Consider the following 20,109-nt stretch of genomic DNA (forward strand, 5'->3'; position numbering starts at 1 on the left):
GCAGGCGCTTCACGCTCGCTGCCGGTATTCCTCGGTTGGCAGGGAATGAGCGGTTGGCGCAAGGTCGGTGCGGTGGTTGTTGATGAACTGCACGCTCAGTTCCACGACGCGTCGGTACTGCAGGTCGACGGTGATCATGTGATAGCAGTCGTCCAGCAGGATCTTTACCACTTCGCCGCCGAGCTTGCGTTCCACATAGTCGGCATTCCAGCGGCTGGTGATGTCGTCCTCGATGGAATGCAGCACCAGCGCCGGCACGGTGATCGAAGGCATGCGCTTGCGCACCACGGCGTTCATCCGGTGCAGTTCGCGCACGGTCACGCCTTCCATGGTCAACAGGCCGGCCTCACTGCTGTGGCCTTCCTTCATCTGCCGTTCGACGATGGCCCGCAGGCGCTCGTTCTTGATGCCGTAGGGTGGTTTCTCTTCGAACTTGCAGATGTGCACGCCGAACGGGATTTTCATCAGCAACGGCGTGAGGAACGCCAGTTTGTTGATGCTCCAGCCGTCGTACTTCAAAGTCGTGGAATACATCAGTAATCCGGCGACCTGACCTGGGTGTTCGGACGCCACGTACATCGACATCACCGCACCCATCGACAGACCGCCGACGAATACCTTGCTGTGCTGGCGGCGAATGCCGACGAAGGTCTTGCGCACGCCTTCGTACCAGTCGCGCCAGCCGGTGGCCTGCAGGTCGGCATTGCCGCCGCAGTGCCCGGCTAGGGTCGGCACGTACACCGTGCAACCGGCCTTGGCCAGTCCCACGGCGACCCGACGCAACTCCGTCGGGGTGCCGGTGAGGCCGTGGATCAACAACACCGCGACCTCCCCTGTGCCGAGAACGAAACCGGCGTCGCCTTCGCCCAGATCGATCCCGGCCGTGTTCATCGTTTCATCGCCCGGGCCAGCAGACGGTCGAGCAGGGCGATGCCCAGGTCGATTTCCGGGTAGCTGATTTCCAGCGACGGCGCGAGGGTGATCACGTTCTTGTAGTAACCGCCCACGTCGAGGATCAGGCCCAGTTTGCGGCCGTCGATCTCGATGTCGCCCTTCATGCCTTCCTCGACCATGAAGTCCAGGGTGGCCTTGTCCGGGGTGAAGCCGTCCGGGGCGCAGATTTCGCAGCGCAGGGCCAGGCCCAGGCCATCGACGTCGCCGATGATCGGGTAGCGTTTCTGCAGGTCCTGCAGGCCTTCGAGGAAGTATTTGCCCTTGGCCATGACCATCGCGCCGTAGTCGACTTCGCTGGTCATCTTGAACATTTCCAGGCCCACGGCGGTGCCCAGCGGGTTGGAGGCGAAGGTGGAGTGGGTCGAACCTGGCGGGAAGACTTTCGGGTTGATCAGTTCTTCCTTGGCCCAGATGCCGCCCAGCGGGTTGAGGCCGTTGGTCAGTGCCTTGCCGAAGACGATCACGTCCGGTTTGACGTCGAAGTGTTCGATCGACCACAGCTTGCCGGTGCGATAGAAGCCCATCTGGATTTCGTCGACCACCATCAGGATGCCGTGCTGGTCCAGCACATGCTTGAGTTCGCTGTAGAAGTTCATCGGTGGAATCACGTAGCCGCCGGTGCCCTGGATCGGCTCGACGTAGAACGCGGCGTATTCACTGGCGCCGACTTTCGGGTCCCAGACACCGTTGTATTCGGTCTCGAACAGACGGGCGAACTGCTGCACGCAGTGGCTGCCGTATTCTTCCTTGGTCATGCCTTTCGGGCCGCGGAAGTGGTACGGGAACGGGATGAAGTTGGCGCGCTCGCCGAAGTGGCCGTAGCGGCGGCGATAGCGGTAGCTGGAAGTGATCGACGAGGCGCCGAGGGTACGACCGTGGTAACCGCCCTCGAAGGCGAACATCAGGCTCTTGCCGTTGCTGGCGTTACGCACGACTTTCAGCGAGTCCTCGATGGACTGCGAACCGCCGACGTTGAAGTGCACGCGACCGTCGAGGCCGAACTTCTTCTTGGCGTCCACGGCGATCATTTCCGACAGCTCGATCTTGCCTTTGTGCAGGTACTGGCTGGCGATTTGCGGCAGGGTGTCGATCTGCTGTTTCAACGCGTTGTTCAGGCGCGGGTTGGCGTAACCGAAGTTGACCGCCGAGTACCACATTTGCAGGTCGAGGTAGGCCTGGTCTTCGGTGTCCCAGACATAGGAGCCTTCGCAGCGGCTGAAGATGCGCGGCGGTTCGATGTAGTGAACGGTGTCGCCGTAGGAGCAGTACTTGGCTTCTTTTTCCAGAAGGATCTGGTCTTCCTGGGTAGCGATTCGAATATCAGACATGGTGGAAGAGTTCCTGGGTTTCGGTATTGAAGGTGTCGGAGTTGAAAGCGGTGGCGTTGGCCGCGCTGGCCTTTGGCAGCAGGGCCAGCAGCGCCGGGAGTTCGGCGAAGCTGTCGAAGCGGGCGTAAGGGATCGCGTTGCGTTCGCAGTACTCGGCGAGGCGGCCCTTGGCGAAAACGAAGTCGGCGGTGGACGACACGCACATGTCGGACTGGCCGTCACCGATCACCAGCACGCGCTTGTTGCCCGGCGTGGATTTGCATTTGCAGTTGCCGGACGCTGCGCGGCAGGCGTCGCTGGAATGCGGGAAGTCGATGCGCCAGCTTTCGTGGTCGAGCTGTCGCAGGCGGTTGGCGAGGATCGGCAGCAGGGTCACGTAGTTGCGCGACAGAATCCGCGCGATGCCTTGCTCGATGCCGTCGCTGACCACTTCGAACGAAGCGCCCAGGCCGATGGCGTGGTCGACGAAGTCGGGGAAGTCCGGATCGATCTCGATGCTGTCGAAGAATTCCAGCAATTGGCCGGGCGTGGCCTTGACCAGCGAGAGCTGGCGGCTGAGGCATTCACGGGAACCGATTTCACCGGCCAGCCACTGGTTTTCGATCGTTTCCCAACTCGGGTCGGCGAAGCGTTCGAGAATGCTGTCGATCACGTCGGTGCGGGTGATGGTCCCGTCGAAATCACACACGATATGCCAGTCAATCATCTGCATTACCTATTGGTCAGAGCGCGCTGTGTGCGCTTGCCGAGGGGTAGAGCAGGGACTGTGCCAAGTGCCATCAGCCCCTTGCCGGCGGGGCCGGTGAGGTGCTTTGGCAATTCGAAGCTACAATTTTTGTAGCTTGCTACAAACAACATGAGTGCTTGCGCGGTGGGTGGCATCCGGGGATTGATGCGCGCATGTTCAATTAAAGGAATGGCCTCATGATGAGGAAGACACTGTTTTTATTCGCAGCGCTGGGCGCTTTTTCGGCCAGCGCAATGGCGGACGGGATTACCGGGGAAGCGGGCGTGGGCCTGGGTTATCAGCCTCACGACCCGAGTGGCAGCCGTTATGAAACCCGGCCGATACCGTATCTGGATCTGGACTGGGGTGACGTCAGCCTGAGCACCGACGACGGCCTGACCTGGAGCGCCTTGAAGACCAATGGCTTCAGCGCCGGCCCTTATGTGAATTACCTGCCGGGTCGCACCTCCAACGGCGAACTGCGCGGCTTGCGCGATGTGCCGGACATGGCCGAGGCCGGTGGGTTCGTGCAGTACGCGCCGGCCGACTTCTGGCGGGTATTCGCCTCCGTTGGCCAGGCCATCGGCGGTAATGGCGGGCAGGGCGGCGTGCTTGGTCGGGTCGGCGGCGAGATCGGTTATCCACTGGGCGGCGGCGTGATCGGCAGCAGCAATCTGACCGCGCATTTCGCCAACGCCCGGCAGAACAACACGTTCTTTGGTGTCAGCGACAAGGAAGCCCTGGCGTCAGGCATCCGTGCCTACAACGCCGGCGGTGGCCTGCAGAACATCGCGCTGACCCAGAGTTTCGAGTTCCCGCTTGGTCCGCAATGGTCGCTGGTGACCAGCGCCAGCTGGATTCACCTGACCGGTTCGGCCGCCGACAGCAGCATCGTCAAAAGCGTCGGCGATACCAATCAGGGCGAGGTGCAGATGGCGATCGCCTATAAATTCAAGTAAACCCGACGGGAACTGGTCTGGCCTTTGCAGACAGCCGTGACGAACCCATTGTTTCAGGATGTTCTTCATGGCTCGCCCTGCTTACCGTTTGCTGGCCCATTCGTTGTGGGACCTGATTCCCGTGGCCCTCGGCCTGGCCCACTTCGCCTTCGTGGTGTGGCTGGTCCTGGCCTTTCATGCGTTGTCCTGGTGGGCGTTGGTGCCGTTGGCGCTGGTTTACGCGGTGAGCCTGTCATGGAGCATCAACAGCATTTCCCACAACCAGATCCACAACGCTTACTTCACTCCGGCGTGGCTCAATCGTGCCTTTGACCTGCTGCTGTCGGTGACCATCGGTTTCTCCCAGACCCTCTATCGCGATATCCACAACCGCCATCACCGGGGCAACTCGGACCGGCCGGGGGCGGATGGCAAGACCATCGATCCGCTGTCGATCTATCAGCGCGGCAAGGACGATCAGCCCGAGAATCCATGGGCTTACACCTTCCTGAGTTTTTTTCGCGACGACCCCAAGCCGATCTACGACGAGATGCAGCGCAAACGTCCCGCCGATGCGCGTTGGGTCAAGGTGGAGATCGGTGTGACAGTGGCGTTCTATCTGGGACTGGCGATCTGTGACTGGCGGGCGGTGCTGGTGTTGCTGCCGTTCTGGTATCTGGGTCAGGCGCTGTCATCGCTCAACGGTTACTACGAGCATTTTGGCGGCAACCCGGATTCGCCCATCGCCTGGGGCGTCAGCGCCTACAGCCCGCTCTACAACCTGCTGTGGATGAACAACGGCTATCACGCCGAGCATCACTACCGGCCGAAAATGCACTGGACCCGGGTCAAGGCGTTTCACCGGGAAATCGCCGGGCAGCAGCGGGAGGCGGGGGTGAAGGATATTCCGGTGGCCCACGGCCTCGGATTTCTGGTGGCGCATCGCAAGGATTGAACCGTAAAAAAGGTGGGAGCCCGCAGGCTCCCACGACCGTTCACCTCAGTTTTCCTCGCCCTCGGCCAGCAGCGCAATGCCGCCCATGATCACGGCCACGCCCACCCAGTGCAGCAGGCTGATCTCTTCACCGAGCCCCAGCCACGACCCCAGCAGTACCCCGACGAACACCAGCGAACTGAGCGGGAACGCCAGGGACAGGCTGCTGCGCCGCAGAATCAGCATCCAGACAAAGAACGCGCCGATGTAGCAGGCAATTGCTACCAGCACGCCCGGTGCCTGGGCGACGCTGAGCAGCCATTGCAGGGTGAAGTCCATTTGCCCCAGTTGATCGCCGCCGACCTTGGTCGCGATCTGCCCGCCACTTTCCAGAATGATCAACAATGCCCAGAGCACCACGGTGCCGAGGCGGCCGTGCAGCCAATCCATCGAGCCATTCCTTTTGAGTATCAGTTGAGAATCAGGCATGGCCGACACACACGAGCATCACGCCCGCCGTAATCACCAGAGTGCCCATCCAGCGCCGGCGGCTGACGGTTTCACCGAGAAACACCTTGCCGGCCAGCACCACGCCGCAATAGGCCAGTGCGGCGGCAGGGAACAACAGGCTCAGCGGTGCCCGGGACAGGGCTTCGAGCCAGACAAAAAACTCGATCACGTAGGCGCCGATCCCGCACCACAACAGCGGTGCGTTGAACACCTGGCCCCAGAACGCACCGAGACGAAAACCGCCTTCCAGTTCAGGCAGACGGTCCAGGCCGAGCTTGAAACAGAGCTGGCCGATCACGTCGAGCACGATGGAAAACGCCACCAGCAGAATCACGGTCAAGGTCATGGGAACAGCTCCTCGAACAACTCGATCAGCGCCTGGTTGGTCGCCGAGTTGCGCAGCAGATCGGCCTCGCTCCAGCGTTCGGCCGGGGGCTGGTCGGACTTGGCCTCCCAGCGTTTGAAGGCGTTGCTGAAGGCCGGGCGGGCGAATTCGCCACAGATGTCGATGCCGATCACGCGCTTGCTGGCGGCGAGGCTGCGGATGGCCTGGAGCAAATGGCTCAGGCGCATCTGGCCCTGATCCCAATTGGTCGCGGCGTCTTCACTGGCCAGCACGTCCTTGTCGATGGTGATCCACACGGCTTGGGTCGGAAGGCTGGCGATCATCCGCTCGAGAAACGCTGTCCAGTCCTGATCGGCCAGGTTGTGCCAGTGCAGCAGGTTCTCCTGTTGCTGATGGCCGGCGCCGTCACCGACCCGACCCCAGACTTTCGATGGCGGGTGCTGCCACGGGAACAACTGCAACACCCCGCGTTTGAGGGCGCCGAGATTGCCGCCCTTGATCTGCGGATTTTGCAGGTCGTCGCTGCACGGCCCGAGGGTGACGATGCGTTCGATGTTCGGCAGTTTCAGTGCCTGATTGACCCATGAACCGCAATGCCGGCGGGGCGCGAAGTGCACCCAGTCGGGGTGATTGTCGAAGTGGATCAGGCTCACCGGCTCCGGCAGGTCAGTCAAAAAGGCCGGGGTCAGATGGTGATAGTCGCCGGAACCGACGAAAAAGATTTCCGGTGCCGGGCCGCTGTGCCTGGGCCGTTCACGCAAGCGTTCGGTGAAACGGCGGAAGGTGCGTTCGCTGGACCAGAGCCGCAGTTTCGGGCCGAGGTCGAGCAGGTCCAGGCGCCGGGCGCGGCCGCTGTCGAGCAGCCGCGTGATGGACGCCTGAGCGGTCAGGCTGTGGTCGAGATCTAAAATATTCAAGGTCGCAATTCACCCTTGGCAGACCCTCCCAGACACCGGCCTCATCGAACATGAGCGCCGGCCGGGCGGGCTTTCGGGGGTAAATGCAAGGGACGGGCCAGCCCCTCTCCCGCACGGCAGCTCAGGCGTGCAGACGGACCCAGACGCTGACCAGCACCGTTGCCGCCATCAGCCATGCCACCGCGGCGACGGCCAGCGAAGCTTCGAGACGCATCCGGTCCACCATCACGTACAGCGTCGCCAGATACACGAAGTAGGGAATGATCGACCACATGCCAAACACGATGGTGGTCTTCAGGTCATCGACCGAGCGGCCCTTGCCGACGATGTAGTGGGCGATCAGGGCGAAGGTCGGAAACAAAGGCACCAGACCGGCGATGTAATAGTTTTTGGTCTTGGCCAGCATGGCGAGGATCACCACCACCGCCGCACCCAGAAAGGCTTTGAAAATCAGATCCACGTCGTTCTCGCTTAATGGCTCAGGCCGTATTTTTTCACTTTGTCGAACAGCGTGGTCTTGGCCATGCCCAGCTCCAGGCTGGCCTGGGTCAGGTTGCCGCCGCTGCGCTGCAGGGCATCGCTGAGCAGGTTGCGTTCGAAGGCTTCCACCGCTTCGGCGAACGCCAGGCCCTGGCCGCCGCTGCCGGCGCCGGACTTCTTGAACGCCGGCAGGCCAAGGGCGAAGCGCTCGGCGACGTTGCGCAGTTCACGGACGTTGCCCGGCCAGTCGTGGCTCATCAGGCTGGACAGGGTCTGGTTGTCCAGCTCCGGCAGCGCGCGGTCGAAGCGCAGGGCCGATTGCTGGGTGAAGTGTTCGAACAGTTGCAGGATGTCTTCGCGGCGCTCACGCAGGGGCGGCAGTTCCAGCGTCACCACGTTGAGGCGGTAGTACAAGTCGCTGCGAAACTCGCCGGCCTTGCTCGATTCGTCGAGGTCGGACTTGGTCGCCGCGATCACCCGGCAATCCACCGCCACGCTCTGGTTCGAACCGAGGCGTTCGAGGGTGCGTTCCTGCAACACCCGCAGCAGTTTGATCTGCAACGGCAGCGGCATGCTTTCCACTTCATCGAGGAACAGCGTGCCGCCGTCGGCATGCTCGATCTTGCCGATCCGCCGTTTGCCGGCGCCGGTGAAGGCGTTGGCCTCGTGGCCGAAGATTTCGCTTTCGAACAGGTTTTCCGGCAGGCCACCGCAGTTCAGCGCGACGAACTGTTTGGTGTGGCGGCGGCTGAAGTCGTGCAGGCACCGGGCGACCAGTTCCTTGCCGGTCCCGGTTTCGCCTTCGATCAACACGTTGGCCGAGGTATCGGCGACGTTGGCGATCAGTTCGCGCAGGTTCTGCATGGCTGGCGAGCGACCGATAATTCGTCCTTCAAGGGAATCACGCTCGGCCAGTTGCCGGCGCAGGGACGAGACCTCACGAGCGAGGCTGCGTTGCTCCAGCGCACGCCGGGCCACATCCACCAGCCGTTCCGGGGAGAACGGTTTCTCCATGAAGTCGTATGCGCCTTTCTGCATCGCGCCGACGGCCATGGAAATGTCGCCGTGACCGGTGATCAACACCACAGGCAGGCTGCGATCCCGTTGCTTGAGGCGGGTCAGCAGCTCCAGGCCATCGATGCCGGGCAGGCGGATGTCGCTGATGACGATGCCGGCGAAATTGTCGCCGACCCGCTCCAGCGCTTCTTCGGCACTGCCGACGCCGATGCAGGGAATGTCTTCCAGGGTCAGTGCCTGCTGGCAGCCGAGCAGCACATGGGGATCGTCTTCGACGATCAGCACACTAAGGTCGTTGTTCATATTGGCTCGGCAGGAGTAGGGCTTACCAACGGTAAACTGAGGACGAAGGTGGTACCACCGCTGGCCGGGTGCTCGACACCCAGATGCCCGCCGGTGGCGGCGGCCAGGCTGGCGGAAAGGGTCAGGCCGAGGCCCAGGCCCTGTTCGCCGGGTTTGGTGGTGAAGAACGGTTCGAACAGATGCTTGCGCGCTTCGGCGTCGATGCCATGACCGTTGTCGCGCACCCGCAGGCGGTATTTGCCGTCGAATTCTTCGCCTTCCAGCCACAGCTCCGGCAGCGGTTGGGCCTGCATGGCGTCGAGGGCGTTGCCGATCAGGTTGACCAGAATCTGTTCCAGTCGCGTCTGGTCGATCTGCACTTGCTCATCAATGAACTGACGGTGCACTTGCAGCGCGGCTTTTTCGACACGGGCGCCGAGCACTTGCAGTGCCGCGTCCACCGCTTTGCCGAGGCTGGCGCGGCCCTTGTCGTCACCGCGCCGGGCGAACGAGCGCAGGCTGGCGGTGATCCGGCCCATGCGGTCGATCAGATCGTTGATGGTCTTGAGGTTGGTGCTGGCGACGTCGAGCTGGCCGCGCTCCAGAAAACGCACGGTATTGCCCGACAGCGTGCGCATCGCCGCCAGTGGCTGGTTCAGTTCGTGGGCGATGCTGGTGGACATCTGGCCGATGGCCGCAAGTTTGCCGGCCTGCACCAGTTCGTCCTGGGCCCGGCGCAGGGTTTCTTCGGCCTGACGGCGCTCGCGGATCTGACTCTTGAGCCGTTCATTGCTGGCGCGCAGGTCGGCGGTGCGTTCGGTAATCCGACGCTCCAGCTGATTGTTGGCTTCCTGCAGGGCTTCCCGGGCGGCGAGGCGGGTGGCGATGACCTTGCGGCGCTCGTTCCAGGCAATCAGCAGGAACGCCACCAGCGCAAAAGCGACTGCTACCAGAATCCCCTGATTGATCGCTTCGCGTCGCAGGTCCTGCAACGGCGTGAGCAGGGTGAAGTTCCACGGCGTGTCGCTCAATGGCCGGGTCTGTGCCAGGTAGCTGATGTTCTCTTCGTCGCGGTCCTGTTGCGGCAGGACTTCGCTGTTGGCCGGGAACGTGAGTTTCTCCACGCCTTCGGCCAGGGTCTCCCGGGCCAGCGGTTGCAGTTCGTTGAGCGGGAACCAGTAGTACTGCAGGCTGCGGGCGAGTTTTTCCTTGGTCTCGTCGCTCAGTGGCACCACGGATTTCAAACGTCGGGCCGGGTCGCTGGAGAGAATGATGATGCCGTTCTCATCACTGACGAAGGCTTCCAGGCGCGCCCGTTGCCAGCGTTCCTCCATGGCTTCCATGCGCACCTTGACCACCGCGACGCCGATGATCTTGCCGTGTTCTTCCAGGCCGTGGGCCAGGTAGTAGCCGGGTTCGCCATTGGTGCTGCCGATCCCGTAGAAGCGTCCGGGTTCGCCACGCACGGCTTTCTGGAAGTAGGCGCGGAAGGACAGGTCTTCGCCGAGGTAACTGTCGACGTCGCGCCAGTTGCTGGTGGCCATGACCCGGCCGGTGGTGTCCATGACATAGATGGCCCGGCTGCGGCTGCGCCGGTTCAGGCCTTCCAGGTAATCGTTGACCGTTTGCCGGTGTTCCGGGGTCGGGTCGTCGAGCAACTGCGAAACGCTCGATTCGAGTTCCAGCAGGCTGGGCAGGTAGGTGTATTTGCTGATTTCGCTTTCGACGGCGCGGGCGTTCAGTTCGAGCTGGCGCTGGCCGTTTTCGCTGAGGCTGCGAATGCCGAAGCGTTCACTGATCCAGAAGCCGGCGTAACCCAGTCCGACCATCAGGATGATGATCAGCGGCGGCAGGAACAAATGGCGGATCAGACGGGGTTTCACGGCAAGTGATGGCGTGGTTGCGCGATAGAGATTGGGGTCGCATTTCATCACAGATGCCTTGGGTCAACCACAACACTTACCTGAAAGCTATCGCCGGCCCTTTGTGGGAGCGAGCCTGCTCGCGATGAGGCTATTACAGTCAACATTGATGTTGAATGTCAGTCCGCCATCGCGAGCAGGCTCGCTCCCACAAGGGATTGGAGTTGCTCCGGCGAAGGTATTGCTTAGTGCTGCAGGATTTTCTCGAGGAAATGCTGCGCGCGTTCGGAGCGCTGGCTGATGTCGCCGAAGAACTCTTCTTTCTTGCAGTCTTCGATGATCTTGCCGGCATCCATGAAGATCACGCGGTCGGCCACTTTGCGGGCGAAGCCCATTTCGTGGGTCACGCACATCATGGTCATGCCTTCGTGGGCCAGTTGCACCATCACGTCGAGCACTTCGTTGACCATTTCCGGGTCCAGCGCCGAGGTCGGTTCGTCGAACAGCATGACGATCGGGTCCATTGCCAGCGCACGGGCAATCGCCACACGCTGTTGCTGACCGCCGGACAGTTGGCCCGGGTGCTTGTGGGCGTGAGCCGACAGGCCGACGCGATCAAGCAGTTGCAGACCTTTCTTGGTCGCTTCTTCCTTGCTGCGGCCCAGTACCTTGATCTGCGCGATGGTCAGGTTTTCGGTGATGGTCAGGTGCGGGAACAGTTCGAAATGCTGGAACACCATGCCGACGCGCGAGCGCAGTTTCGGCAGGTTGGTCTTCGGGTCGGCAATCGACGTGCCGTCGACGACGATGTCGCCTTTCTGGAACGGCTCCAGCGCGTTGACGCACTTGATCAGGGTCGACTTGCCCGAACCGGACGGACCGCAGACCACGATCACTTCACCCTTTTTGACCTCGGTGCTGCAATCGGTCAGCACCTGGAAGTCCCCATACCACTTGTTGATGTTCTTGATAGAGATCATACGGCGAACCTTTTTTGCAGACGCTTGACCAGCTGCGAGGCGGCAAAGCTGATGATGAAGTAGACGACACCGGCGAAGATCAGGAACTCATTGGAGCGTCCGATGATGTCGCCGCTGGAGCGGGCGGAGTTGAGGAAGTCCACCAGGCCCACGGTGTAGACCAGCGAGGTGTCCTGGAACAGGATGATGCTCTGCTGCAGCAGCAGCGGGGTCATCTTGCGGAACGCCTGGGGCAGGATGATCAGGCGCATCATCTGGCCGTAGGTCATGCCCAGTGCCTGGGCGGCGCCCATCTGGCCCTTGGGAATCGACTGCACGCCGGCCCGGACGATTTCGCAGAAGTACGCCGCTTCGAACATCATGAAGGCCACGATGCACGAGGTGAACGCGCCGATCGGGGTGTCTTCGCCGGTGATCCAGCGCAGCACGAACGGCACTGCCAGGTAGAACCAGGTGATCACCAGCAGCAGCGGGATCGAACGGAAATAGTTGACGTAGGCGCCGGCAAGGTTCGACAGCAGTTTGCTGTGGGACAGACGGCACAACGCAAGGATGGTACCGAGGATGATCCCGCCGACCACGCCCAGCGCCATCAGCTTGAGGGTCATCAGCATGCCGTTCCACAGGCCGGGAATGGCCGGGACGATGCCACTGAAATCGAATTCCATCATTTACCCCCCACGGAGATCAGGCCGGGCACGGAGACTTTCTTCTCGACCATGCGCATCAGCAGCATCAGGCTCATGTTCAGGGTGAAATAGATCAGGGTCGCCAGGGTGAAGGCTTCAAACAGGTTGGCCGAGAACTCGGCGGTCTGTTTGGTTTGCGCCAGCAGTTCCATCAGACCGATCAGCGAGGCCACCGAGGAGTTCTTGAACACGTTCAAAAATTCCGAGGTGAGCGGCGGAATGATGATCCGGTAGGCCTGGGGCAGCAGCACGTTCCAGTAGATCTGCGGCAGCTTGAAACCCATGGCGCGGGCGGCGGATTCCTGGCCGCGTGGCAGCGCCTGGATACCGGTGCGAACCTGTTCGCAGACCCGGGCGGCGGTGAACAGGCCCAGGCACACGACAACGCTCAGGTAGGCCGAGGTGGTCGGGTTCAGGTCCTGTTTGTACCAGTCCTGCAGGTTCTGCGGCAGCATGTCGGGTACCAGGAAGTACCAGATGAACAGCTGAACCAGCAGGGGCACGTTGCGGAACAGTTCGACGTAGCAGGTCGCGATGCCCGCCACGATGCGGTTCGGCACGGTGCGCATGATGCCCAGCAGCGAGCCCAGCAACAGGGCGATGATCCAGGCCACGACGGCGATGGCGATGGTCCAGCCCAGGCCGGAGATGAACCAGTCGAGATAGGTCTCGCTGCCCACGCCGGTGGACTTGAAGAACACGCCCCAGTCCCAGTTGTAATTCATTAGGGTCTCCCCTCGATTCGATCGATGTACAAGTGCCCGCCTGGGGAAGATCCTTTCCCGTCTGACGTTGAACGTCAGGCACACGCGATCGGCTCGAAAACCACCAGGTCGAGTGTTCCAGTTGAAACCAGCAGGTATTAACTGTCGCCCGAGGGAGGGTTGGCTCCCTCAGGTGACAAGGTTAGATCAGTGTCAGATTTTTACGTCTGGCGCAGGCTTGTCGCTCGGATTGGCGATCAGCTCTTTAACCTTTTCGCTCATCGGGAAGTTCAGGTTCAGACCCTTCGGCGGGATCGGGCTTTCGAACCACTTGCTGTAGATCTTGTTGATCTCGCCGGACTTGTAGAGCGCGACGATGGCGTCGTCTACAGCCTTCTTGAAGGCCGGATCGTCTTTACGAACCATGCACGCGTAGGCTTCGAAGGACTGCGGGGTGCCGGTGATGACCCAGTCGTCCGGCTTCTTGGCCTTGGCTTCTTCGCCGGCCAGCAGGGCGTCGTCCATCATGAAGGCGACGGCGCGGCCGCTCTCCAGCATGTTGAAGGCTTCGCCATGGTCCTTGGCGGAGATGACGTTCATGCCCATCTGCTTGTCGGCGTTCATCGCCTTGATGATGCGCTCGGAGGTGGTGCCGGCGGTGGTCACGACGTTCTTGCCTTTGAGGTCGGCAAAGTCGGCGTAGGACGGCTTGCCTTCCTTGTCTTTCTTGACCAGCAGACGGGTGCCGATTTCGAAGATGTTGACGGTGAAATCGACCTGCTGGGCGCGTTCGGCGTTGTTGGTGGTGGAGCCGCACTCGATGTCCACGGTGCCGTTCTGCACCAGCGGGATACGGGTTTGCGAGGTGACCAGGTTGTACTTGGCGTTCAGGTCAGGCTTGTTCAGGTCTTTTTTCAGGGCTTCGACGATAGCGACCTGAATGTCGTGGGAGTAGCCCACAGGTTTGCCCGAAGCATCGGCGATATAGGAGAAGGGAATGGAGCTGTCACGATGCCCGAGGGTGATGGTGCCCGAGTCGTTGATCTTCTTAAGGGTGCCGGTGAGCTCGGCAGCGAAAACTGGTGTGCTGATCAGAGCGGCAGCAATGGCTGCGCCCAGGATATGGGGAACGATGCGCATCAAATTTTCCTCGACATTGTTTTTTTTATGGAGCCGGTTGAACGGGCCCTTTTTGAGCTTCGAATGCCTGACGGCTCCTGTTGTGCTGGCGCAACAGGCATTCGTCGAAGGAGTGTAGAGCATGAGTCGTGCCAGACCAGTTGCAACAAGTTAACTGGTTGATTTTGCTGGTGATTAAAGTTTTGTGATGGTGTTTTTCAGCGTTTCTGATCCGGTAATCCGAACCGACCGACAGGTCGCGTTCGGAAAACCGAATGCCATAAGGCGGGCCTCGTTTCAGCCTGAATGCAAAAAGCCCCTGAATCTCGCGATTCAGGGGCTTTTCCTTTTACCGGCGGATCGATCATGCCGCTTCGATCTTGCGATTCTGCTCGACCTTGTTCAGGTACGCCGCCAGTTTTTCCTGTTCGACCGGGGTGGTGAACAGCCCCAGCTTGCTGCGCCGCCACAGGATGTCGTGAGCGGTGGTCGCCCACTCTTCGGCGCACAGGTAGTCGACTTCACGGGTGTAGAGACCGCCGCCGATGTGTTCACCCATGTCGGCCAGGCTGTCCACGCCTTCGAGCATGCGCCAGGTGCGGCTGCCGTAGGTAGTGGCCCAGCGGCGGGCGATTTCGCTCGGGACGAAGTCGAACTTGTCGCGGATCAGCGCGCTCAAGGCCTGCGGTGTGGTCATGTCTTCGCCGCCCGGCAGCGTGGCGCTGGCGGTCCAGCTCGGACGCATCTGGGTGAAGAACGGCATCAGTTGCGCCATCGCCGACTCGGCGAGTTTGCGGTAGGTGGTCAGCTTGCCGCCGAACACCGACAGCAACGGGGCTTCTTCGCTGCTGCCGGACAGCGCCAGGGTGTAGTCGCGGGTCACGGCCGAAGGATTGTCGGATTCGTCGTTGCACAGCGGACGTACGCCCGAGTAGGTGTGCAGGATGTCGTCACGGCTGATCTGCTTCTTGAAGTGGGCGTTGACCACTTTCAGCAGGTAATCGGTTTCGCCGTCGGTGATCGCTACTTTGGCCGGATCGCCGGTGTACTCGCGGTCCGTGGTGCCGATCAGCGTCAGGTTGTTCAGGTACGGAATGGTGAAAACGATGCGCTGATCTTCGTTTTGCAGGATGTGCGCGTGATCGCCTTCGTACAGTTTCGGCACGATGATGTGGCTGCCCTGGATCAGGCGGATGCCGTACGGCGATTCCATCTTCAGGTCGTCACGGATGAACTTGGCGACCCACGGGCCGGCGGCGTTCACCAGTGCCTTGGCGGTGATCGAGAACAGGCTGCCATCGGCGCGTTCCAGGTTCAGGTGCCACAGGCCTTTGGCGCGGCGGGCGCTGACGCAACGGGTCTGGGTGTGCACATGGGCGCCTTTTTCACGGGCGGCCATGGCGTTCAATACGACGAGGCGGGCGTCATCGACCCAGCAGTCGGAGTATTCGAAACCTTTGGTGATTTCGCTTTTCAGCGCGCTGTCGGCGCCGAACTTCAGGCTTTTGGAGCCTGCGAGTTTTTCGCGCTTGCCGAGGTTGTCATACAGGAACAGACCCGCACGGATCATCCACGCCGGGCGCAGGTGCGGGCGGTGTGGCAGTACGAAGCGCATCGGCTTGACGATGTGCGGGGCCTTGGCCAGCAGCACTTCGCGCTCGGCCAGGGCTTCGCGCACCAGACGAAATTCATAATGCTCGAGGTAGCGCAGACCACCGTGGATCAGCTTGCTGCTGGCCGACGAGGTGTGGCTGGCCAGGTCGTCCTTTTCGCAAAGGAACACCGAAAGACCGCGACCGGCGGCATCCGCTGCGATCCCCACGCCATTGATCCCGCCGCCGATGACGGCGATATCGTAGATCTCGGAGATAGGGGGCGTACGCAAGGTAGAGGTGGACATCGGCTGGCCTCGGGCTCTTTTGATTTTCTGTCTTGGAAATCGAACATGAATGTTCATTTGCGAAAATGGTAGCCCATAAAGACGCGCGCAGCCAGTCGACTTCGATTGAAAAAACTCATCGAAGGGCGGCTAAAAGAAAATATTCGAACATGAAATGCGCAGAAGGCTCGTTGATCGGACTATCGCTATCGCGAGCAGGCTCGCTCCCACGGGGAAATGCATTTCAAAATGTGGGAGCGAGCCTGCTCGCGATGACGTCGGTACAGCCAGCGAAGATATGACGGGGTTAAACGACTTCCAGGCGAATCTTGTTCTGGCTCAGCAGTTGCGCCAGAGCCGGCACCGGCTGCTGGTCGGTGACCAGGCAATCGATCAGGCTGATCGGACCGAGGCGAATCATCGCGTTACGGCCGAATTTGCTGGAGTCTGCCGCCAGGATCACCTGCCGGGCATTGGCGATGATCGCCTGGGACACCCGCACTTCCTGGTAATCGAAGTCGAGCAGGCTGCCGTCTTCGTCGATGCCGCTGATGCCCACCAGCGCAAAGTCGACCTTGAACTGATTGATGAAGTCCACGCTCGCCTGACCCACCACGCCACCGTCGCGACGGACATTGCCGCCGGTGAGCAATACATCGAAATCATCCTTGGCACTGAGCATCGAGGCGACGTGCAGGTTGTTGGTGATGATTTTCAGATGACTGTGGTTGAGCAGGGCGCGGGCGATGGATTCGGTGGTGGTGCCGATGTTGATGAACAGCGAGGCGTGATCGGGGATCTGTGCGGCGATGGCTTCACCGATGCGTTGTTTTTCATCGCGCATCTGATCGGCGCGCATCGCATAGGCGGTGTTTTCGACGCTGGAGTCATAGGCGGCGCCGCCGTGGTAGCGACGCAGCAGATTGGCTTCCGCCAGTTGATTGATATCGCGGCGGATGGTTTGCGGGGTTACAACGAACAGCGTGGCCATTTCCTCGATGCTCACATAGCCGCGTTCGCGGACCAGCTCGAGGATTTGCTGCTGACGGGGAGGCAGATTCATGGGGCTTCCTTTGGGCTGCCGTGCAAAATTTGCCCATGATGCCGCAGGAATCCGCTCCCTACCAGTTACATACGGATACGAGTCCGGTTCGTGGCTTATTCGGCGTCTTCGCGTTCCCAGTCACGGGTACGGCTGACGGCTTTTTTCCAGCCTTTATACAGCTTCTCTTTTGCCGCTTCGTCCAGGCTCGGTTCGAACTCGCGCTCGATCACTGCCTTGCCGCGCAGTTCTTCCAGGCTGCCCCAGAAGCCGCACGCCAGACCGGCCAGGTACGCCGCACCCAGTGCAGTGGTTTCGCGCATTTGCGGGCGCTCGACCTGAGTGCCGAGGATGTCGGCCTGGAATTGCATGAGGAAGTTGTTCGCCACCGCGCCGCCGTCCACGCGCAGGGCTTTGAGGCGTTCGCCGGAGTCCTGTTGCATGGCGTCGAGCACGTCGCGGGTCTGGTAGGCGATCGATTCCAGCGCCGCGCGGATGATGTGATCCACACGCACGCCGCGAGTCAGGCCGAACAGCGCGCCGCGGGCATACGGGTCCCAGTACGGAGCGCCGAGGCCCGTGAAGGCCGGCACCAGATAGACGCCGTTGCTGTCCTTCACCTTATTGGCGAAGTACTCGGTGTCGTGGGCGTCGTTGATGATTTTCAGTTCATCGCGCAGCCACTGCACGGTCGAACCGCCGTTGAACACAGCGCCTTCCAGCGCGTAGGCCACTTCGCCGCGCGGGCCGCAGGCGATGGTGGTGAGCATGCCGTGCTGGGATTTCACCGCTTTGTCGCCGGTGTTCATCAGCAGGAAGCAGCCGGTGCCATAGGTGTTTTTCGCCTGGCCCGGCTCGACGCACATCTGGCCGAACAGTGCAGCCTGCTGGTCGCCGGCGATACCGCCGATGGCGATGCCGCTTTTGGTGCGACCGTAGATTTCCGAGGAGGCTTTGACTTCCGGCAGCATCTCGCGCGGGATGTCGAGGATCTCCAGCATCTTCGAATCCCACTCCAGCGAGTGGATGTTGAAGAGCATGGTCCGCGAGGCGTTGGTGTAGTCGGTGACGTGCACCTTGCCACCGGTGAATTTCCAGATCAGCCAGCTGTCGACGGTGCCGAACAGCAGTTCGCCGTTGCGCGCACGTTCGCGGCTGCCTTCGACGTTGTCGAGGATCCACTTCAGTTTGGTGCCGGAGAAGTACGGGTCGGTGACCAGACCGGTGTTGTCGCGGATGTAGTCTTCATGACCGTCGCGCTTGAGCTGCTGGCAGATTTCGGTGCTGCGGCGGCATTGCCAGACGATCGCGTTGTAGACCGGGCGGCCGGTGGTCTTGTCCCAGACCACGGTGGTTTCACGCTGGTTGGTGATGCCGATGGCGGCCACCTGGTCGTGATGCAGACCGGCCTGGGCCAGCGCCTCGACCATCACTGCGCTCTGGGTAGCGAAGATTTCCATCGGGTCGTGTTCGACCCAGCCGGCTTGCGGGTAATGCTGGGCGAATTCGCGCTGCGCGGTGCAGACCACGTTCGCATCGCGGTCGAAAATGATCGCGCGGGAGCTGGTCGTACCCTGATCGAGGGCAATGATGTAGTTCTTATTCTGAATGTCGGTCATGTCGATTGCCTTGGACGAAATAAGGGTGAGTGGGCCGTGGCGCGGGCTCGAAATGGGCAGGAACCCGCGCCGACTGTTTCAAGAAGTTCTTGGTTTGCCGTCAATGGCCGGTTCTGCGTCCTTTGTAGCAGGTGTGGCGCCGGTCAGGTGACGGGCAATCAGCCCGCGATACCCGGCAGCGCCGAGGCAGGCACCGACAATCGGTGCAAAAATCGGAATCAGGAAGTACGGAATTTCACGGGCACCAGTGAAGGAAATTTCACCCCAGCCCGCGAAGAAAGTCATCAGTTTCGGACCGAAGTCACGGGCCGGGTTCATCGCGAAACCGGTCAGCGGGCCCATCGAACTGCCGATCACGGCAATCAGCAGGCCGATCAGCAGCGGCGCCAGCGGGCCTTTCGGCAGGCCGTTGTTGTCGTCGGTGAGGGACATGATCACGCCCATCAGGATCGCGGTGATGATCACCTCGACCAGGAACGCCTGGGCCGTCGACAGTGCTGGGTTAGGGAACGTGGAGAATACCGAGGCCAGTTCCAGGCTGGCGGCCGAGCCGCGAACCATGTGGTGAGCCTGTTCGAAATCGAAGAACAGATTGCTGTACAGCGTGTAAACCAACAGCGCGCCGCAGAAGGCGCCGGCGACCTGGGAAAGAATGTAGAACGGCAGTTTGCGCTTTTCGAAGTCGGCGAAAATGCTCAGGGCGATACTGACGGCAGGGTTCAGGTGCGCGCCGGACACTCCGGCGGTGAGGTAGATCGCCATGCTCACGCCGACGCCCCAGATAATGCTGATTTCCCACAGGCCGAAGCTTGCGCCCGCGACCTTGAGCGCGGCGACGCAGCCCGTACCGAAAAAGATCAGCAGTGCAGTACCCAGAAACTCGGCCAGGCACTGGCTCGAGAGCGATGGTTGCTGTAACGCAGTTGTCATTGAAAACCTCGGTTTTTGTTGTTGTCTGGCGCGGTTGCCGACAGGGCAAGGCGCGATTTTCGCCGGGGCAGGATCCCCATCCTGTTCCCGGTTTACTGCTGGGTGCTGCGGTGACGATAATTCTTACATTATTCAGATTCGAAAAAATATAGACAAGAAACAAAGCTGTCAAAGGTCGAAAGTGAACCATCGGTCACAAATAAACTATCAGTCAGGTGAATGATCCTGCGGGGCACTCTTCGGGAAATGCGTCTGTCAGCCTGCAAGCCCCGGGAAACGTGGCGCGCAGTAGAGCCTTTTGCGTGGCGATGGCCTAGAATCCGGCGCAGGATTTTTTGCCACTGCCGAGCCTGGAGCTGCCATGACCCCTGCGTTGGACTTGTTGAAAAAAGTTCGTGCCGAACATCGCGTGCACAGTTACGAACATGACCCCAAGGCTGCGTCCTATGGGCTGGAGGCCGCGGAAAAGCTGGGGCTGGAACCGGCGCAGGTGTTCAAGACGCTGCTGGCGGCCAGCGAAAAAGGCGAATTGCTGGTGGCGGTGGTGCCGGTCGTCGGAAGCCTCGACCTCAAAGGGCTGGCCCACGCTGCCGGCGTGAAGAAGGTGGAAATGGCCGACCCGGCTGCCGCGCAGCGTTCCACCGGTTACCTGTTGGGCGGTATCAGTCCGCTGGGGCAGAAAAAACGCCTGCGCACCTTTATTGATAATTCCGCCCAGGCTTTTGCGACCATTTATGTCAGTGCCGGTCGACGCGGTCTGGAAGTCGAACTGGCGCCCGCGGTTCTCGCCGAGCACACCCAGGCGAAGTTTGCCGACATTGGTCGCGCCTGAGTCTGTATGAGAAAAATTGA

Annotated in this window: 20 protein-coding genes; 3 read left to right on the forward strand and 17 right to left on the reverse strand. The window is 61.1% G+C overall.

Features of this window, described 5'->3' with window-relative positions:
• Positions 1-9: 9 nt before the first annotated feature.
• Genes DXT77_RS12110 through DXT77_RS12120 form a run of 3 tightly spaced genes read right to left on the reverse strand, consistent with a single transcriptional unit; the run spans position 10 to position 2,988 of the window.
• A complete protein-coding gene (locus DXT77_RS12110) occupies positions 10-891 on the reverse strand; it encodes a carboxylesterase (protein WP_119427770.1) in 882 nt (293 codons plus the stop codon).
• Entirely contained in the window at positions 888-2,282 is a 1,395-nt protein-coding gene (locus tag DXT77_RS12115; RefSeq protein WP_085709465.1) for an aspartate aminotransferase family protein, read from the reverse strand. Before DXT77_RS12115 ends, DXT77_RS12110 begins: the two co-directional genes overlap by 4 nt.
• The gene (locus DXT77_RS12120; protein ID WP_085709466.1) at positions 2,275-2,988 is read right to left on the reverse strand and encodes an HAD-IB family phosphatase; all 714 of its coding nucleotides are present in this window, start codon (positions 2,986-2,988) and stop codon (positions 2,275-2,277) included. Before DXT77_RS12120 ends, DXT77_RS12115 begins: the two co-directional genes overlap by 8 nt.
• Positions 2,989-3,206: 218 nt before the next feature.
• Between DXT77_RS12120 and DXT77_RS12125 the strand changes: the two genes are divergently transcribed.
• Together DXT77_RS12125 and DXT77_RS12130 are read left to right on the forward strand one after the other, a co-directional pair.
• Entirely contained in the window at positions 3,207-3,968 is a 762-nt protein-coding gene (locus DXT77_RS12125) for a MipA/OmpV family protein (protein ID WP_119427771.1), read from the forward strand.
• A 67-nt stretch (positions 3,969-4,035) separates the two neighbouring features.
• A complete protein-coding gene (locus DXT77_RS12130; protein WP_119427772.1) occupies positions 4,036-4,902 on the forward strand; it encodes a fatty acid desaturase in 867 nt (288 codons plus the stop codon).
• A gap of 45 nt (positions 4,903-4,947) precedes the next feature.
• Here the strand turns inward: DXT77_RS12130 and DXT77_RS12135 are convergent, their stop codons facing one another.
• The 14 genes from DXT77_RS12135 to DXT77_RS12200 form a co-directional block, all read right to left on the reverse strand.
• Complete coding sequence (locus tag DXT77_RS12135; RefSeq protein ID WP_371856504.1) at positions 4,948-5,331, reverse strand: EamA family transporter; 384 nt, start codon at positions 5,329-5,331, stop codon at positions 4,948-4,950.
• Positions 5,332-5,362: 31 nt separating this feature from the next.
• Complete coding sequence (locus DXT77_RS12140; RefSeq protein WP_085709470.1) at positions 5,363-5,737, reverse strand: EamA family transporter; 375 nt, start codon at positions 5,735-5,737, stop codon at positions 5,363-5,365.
• Positions 5,734-6,654 carry an arginase gene (locus tag DXT77_RS12145; protein WP_119427773.1) on the reverse strand — a complete coding sequence of 307 codons (921 nt, stop codon included), beginning with the start codon at positions 6,652-6,654 and terminating at the stop codon, positions 5,734-5,736. Before DXT77_RS12145 ends, DXT77_RS12140 begins: the two co-directional genes overlap by 4 nt.
• Before the next feature lie 121 nt (positions 6,655-6,775).
• On the reverse strand, positions 6,776-7,105 hold the full coding sequence (locus tag DXT77_RS12150) for a GlpM family protein (RefSeq protein WP_167443801.1): 330 nt from the start codon (positions 7,103-7,105) through the stop codon (positions 6,776-6,778).
• Between the two features lie 20 nt (positions 7,106-7,125).
• On the reverse strand, positions 7,126-8,454 hold the full coding sequence (locus tag DXT77_RS12155; RefSeq protein ID WP_085709473.1) for a sigma-54 dependent transcriptional regulator: 1,329 nt from the start codon (positions 8,452-8,454) through the stop codon (positions 7,126-7,128).
• A complete protein-coding gene (locus tag DXT77_RS12160) occupies positions 8,451-10,364 on the reverse strand; it encodes an ATP-binding protein (protein WP_119427774.1) in 1,914 nt (637 codons plus the stop codon). The genes DXT77_RS12155 and DXT77_RS12160 overlap by 4 nt, the downstream gene beginning before the upstream one ends.
• A 176-nt stretch (positions 10,365-10,540) precedes the next feature.
• Positions 10,541-11,275, reverse strand: coding sequence for an amino acid ABC transporter ATP-binding protein (locus DXT77_RS12165; RefSeq protein WP_085709475.1), 735 nt, complete (start codon positions 11,273-11,275; stop codon positions 10,541-10,543).
• Complete coding sequence (locus tag DXT77_RS12170; protein ID WP_114885245.1) at positions 11,272-11,943, reverse strand: amino acid ABC transporter permease; 672 nt, start codon at positions 11,941-11,943, stop codon at positions 11,272-11,274. Before DXT77_RS12170 ends, DXT77_RS12165 begins: the two co-directional genes overlap by 4 nt.
• On the reverse strand, positions 11,943-12,689 hold the full coding sequence (locus DXT77_RS12175) for an amino acid ABC transporter permease (protein WP_085709477.1): 747 nt from the start codon (positions 12,687-12,689) through the stop codon (positions 11,943-11,945). Before DXT77_RS12175 ends, DXT77_RS12170 begins: the two co-directional genes overlap by 1 nt.
• A 192-nt stretch (positions 12,690-12,881) precedes the next feature.
• The gene (locus tag DXT77_RS12180) at positions 12,882-13,808 is read right to left on the reverse strand and encodes a glutamate/aspartate ABC transporter substrate-binding protein (protein WP_119427775.1); all 927 of its coding nucleotides are present in this window, start codon (positions 13,806-13,808) and stop codon (positions 12,882-12,884) included.
• Between the two features lie 343 nt (positions 13,809-14,151).
• Positions 14,152-15,687, reverse strand: coding sequence for a glycerol-3-phosphate dehydrogenase (glpD, locus tag DXT77_RS12185; protein WP_119427776.1), 1,536 nt, complete (start codon positions 15,685-15,687; stop codon positions 14,152-14,154).
• A 286-nt stretch (positions 15,688-15,973) separates the two neighbouring features.
• Positions 15,974-16,729, reverse strand: coding sequence for a DeoR family transcriptional regulator (locus DXT77_RS12190; protein WP_085709487.1), 756 nt, complete (start codon positions 16,727-16,729; stop codon positions 15,974-15,976).
• Between the two features lie 95 nt (positions 16,730-16,824).
• The gene (gene glpK, locus DXT77_RS12195) at positions 16,825-18,327 is read right to left on the reverse strand and encodes a glycerol kinase GlpK (protein WP_119427777.1); all 1,503 of its coding nucleotides are present in this window, start codon (positions 18,325-18,327) and stop codon (positions 16,825-16,827) included.
• Positions 18,328-18,405: 78 nt separating this feature from the next.
• Positions 18,406-19,257: an MIP/aquaporin family protein gene (locus DXT77_RS12200; RefSeq protein WP_119427778.1), complete on the reverse strand. Its 852-nt coding sequence runs from the start codon at positions 19,255-19,257 to the stop codon at positions 18,406-18,408.
• 361 nt (positions 19,258-19,618) lie between these two features.
• On the opposite strand from DXT77_RS12200, the gene ybaK reads away from it, so the two are divergent.
• Positions 19,619-20,089 (forward strand): Cys-tRNA(Pro) deacylase, encoded by a 471-nt coding sequence (gene ybaK, locus DXT77_RS12205; RefSeq protein WP_114885222.1) that lies wholly within the window; start codon positions 19,619-19,621, stop codon positions 20,087-20,089.
• The last annotated feature ends 20 nt before the right edge of the window (positions 20,090-20,109 follow it).

It is taken from the genome of Pseudomonas sp. 91RF, from assembly GCF_003576265.1.
Classification (GTDB): domain Bacteria; phylum Pseudomonadota; class Gammaproteobacteria; order Pseudomonadales; family Pseudomonadaceae; genus Aquipseudomonas; species Aquipseudomonas kribbensis.

What these genes read in the sequence shown, in the direction of transcription:
- DXT77_RS12165 (WP_085709475.1), bottom strand. Translation starts at nt 11,275, where the DNA reads ATGATCTCTATCAAGAACATCAACAAGTGGTATGGGGACTTCCAGGTG.
- DXT77_RS12115 (WP_085709465.1), bottom strand. Translation starts at nt 2,282, where the DNA reads ATGTCTGATATTCGAATCGCTACCCAGGAAGACCAGATCCTTCTGGAA.
- DXT77_RS12110 (WP_119427770.1), bottom strand. Translation starts at nt 891, where the DNA reads ATGAACACGGCCGGGATCGATCTGGGCGAAGGCGACGCCGGTTTCGTT.
- DXT77_RS12125 (WP_119427771.1), top strand. Translation starts at nt 3,207, where the DNA reads ATGATGAGGAAGACACTGTTTTTATTCGCAGCGCTGGGCGCTTTTTCG.
- ybaK (WP_114885222.1), top strand. Translation starts at nt 19,619, where the DNA reads ATGACCCCTGCGTTGGACTTGTTGAAAAAAGTTCGTGCCGAACATCGC.
- glpK (WP_119427777.1), bottom strand. Translation starts at nt 18,327, where the DNA reads ATGACCGACATTCAGAATAAGAACTACATCATTGCCCTCGATCAGGGT.
- DXT77_RS12135 (WP_371856504.1), bottom strand. Translation starts at nt 5,331, where the DNA reads ATGGATTGGCTGCACGGCCGCCTCGGCACCGTGGTGCTCTGGGCATTG.
- DXT77_RS12155 (WP_085709473.1), bottom strand. Translation starts at nt 8,454, where the DNA reads ATGAACAACGACCTTAGTGTGCTGATCGTCGAAGACGATCCCCATGTG.
- DXT77_RS12175 (WP_085709477.1), bottom strand. Translation starts at nt 12,689, where the DNA reads ATGAATTACAACTGGGACTGGGGCGTGTTCTTCAAGTCCACCGGCGTG.
- DXT77_RS12140 (WP_085709470.1), bottom strand. Translation starts at nt 5,737, where the DNA reads ATGACCTTGACCGTGATTCTGCTGGTGGCGTTTTCCATCGTGCTCGAC.
- DXT77_RS12130 (WP_119427772.1), top strand. Translation starts at nt 4,036, where the DNA reads ATGGCTCGCCCTGCTTACCGTTTGCTGGCCCATTCGTTGTGGGACCTG.
- DXT77_RS12200 (WP_119427778.1), bottom strand. Translation starts at nt 19,257, where the DNA reads ATGACAACTGCGTTACAGCAACCATCGCTCTCGAGCCAGTGCCTGGCC.
- DXT77_RS12160 (WP_119427774.1), bottom strand. Translation starts at nt 10,364, where the DNA reads ATGAAATGCGACCCCAATCTCTATCGCGCAACCACGCCATCACTTGCC.
- glpD (WP_119427776.1), bottom strand. Translation starts at nt 15,687, where the DNA reads ATGTCCACCTCTACCTTGCGTACGCCCCCTATCTCCGAGATCTACGAT.
- DXT77_RS12180 (WP_119427775.1), bottom strand. Translation starts at nt 13,808, where the DNA reads ATGCGCATCGTTCCCCATATCCTGGGCGCAGCCATTGCTGCCGCTCTG.
- DXT77_RS12170 (WP_114885245.1), bottom strand. Translation starts at nt 11,943, where the DNA reads ATGGAATTCGATTTCAGTGGCATCGTCCCGGCCATTCCCGGCCTGTGG.
- DXT77_RS12190 (WP_085709487.1), bottom strand. Translation starts at nt 16,729, where the DNA reads ATGAATCTGCCTCCCCGTCAGCAGCAAATCCTCGAGCTGGTCCGCGAA.
- DXT77_RS12120 (WP_085709466.1), bottom strand. Translation starts at nt 2,988, where the DNA reads ATGATTGACTGGCATATCGTGTGTGATTTCGACGGGACCATCACCCGC.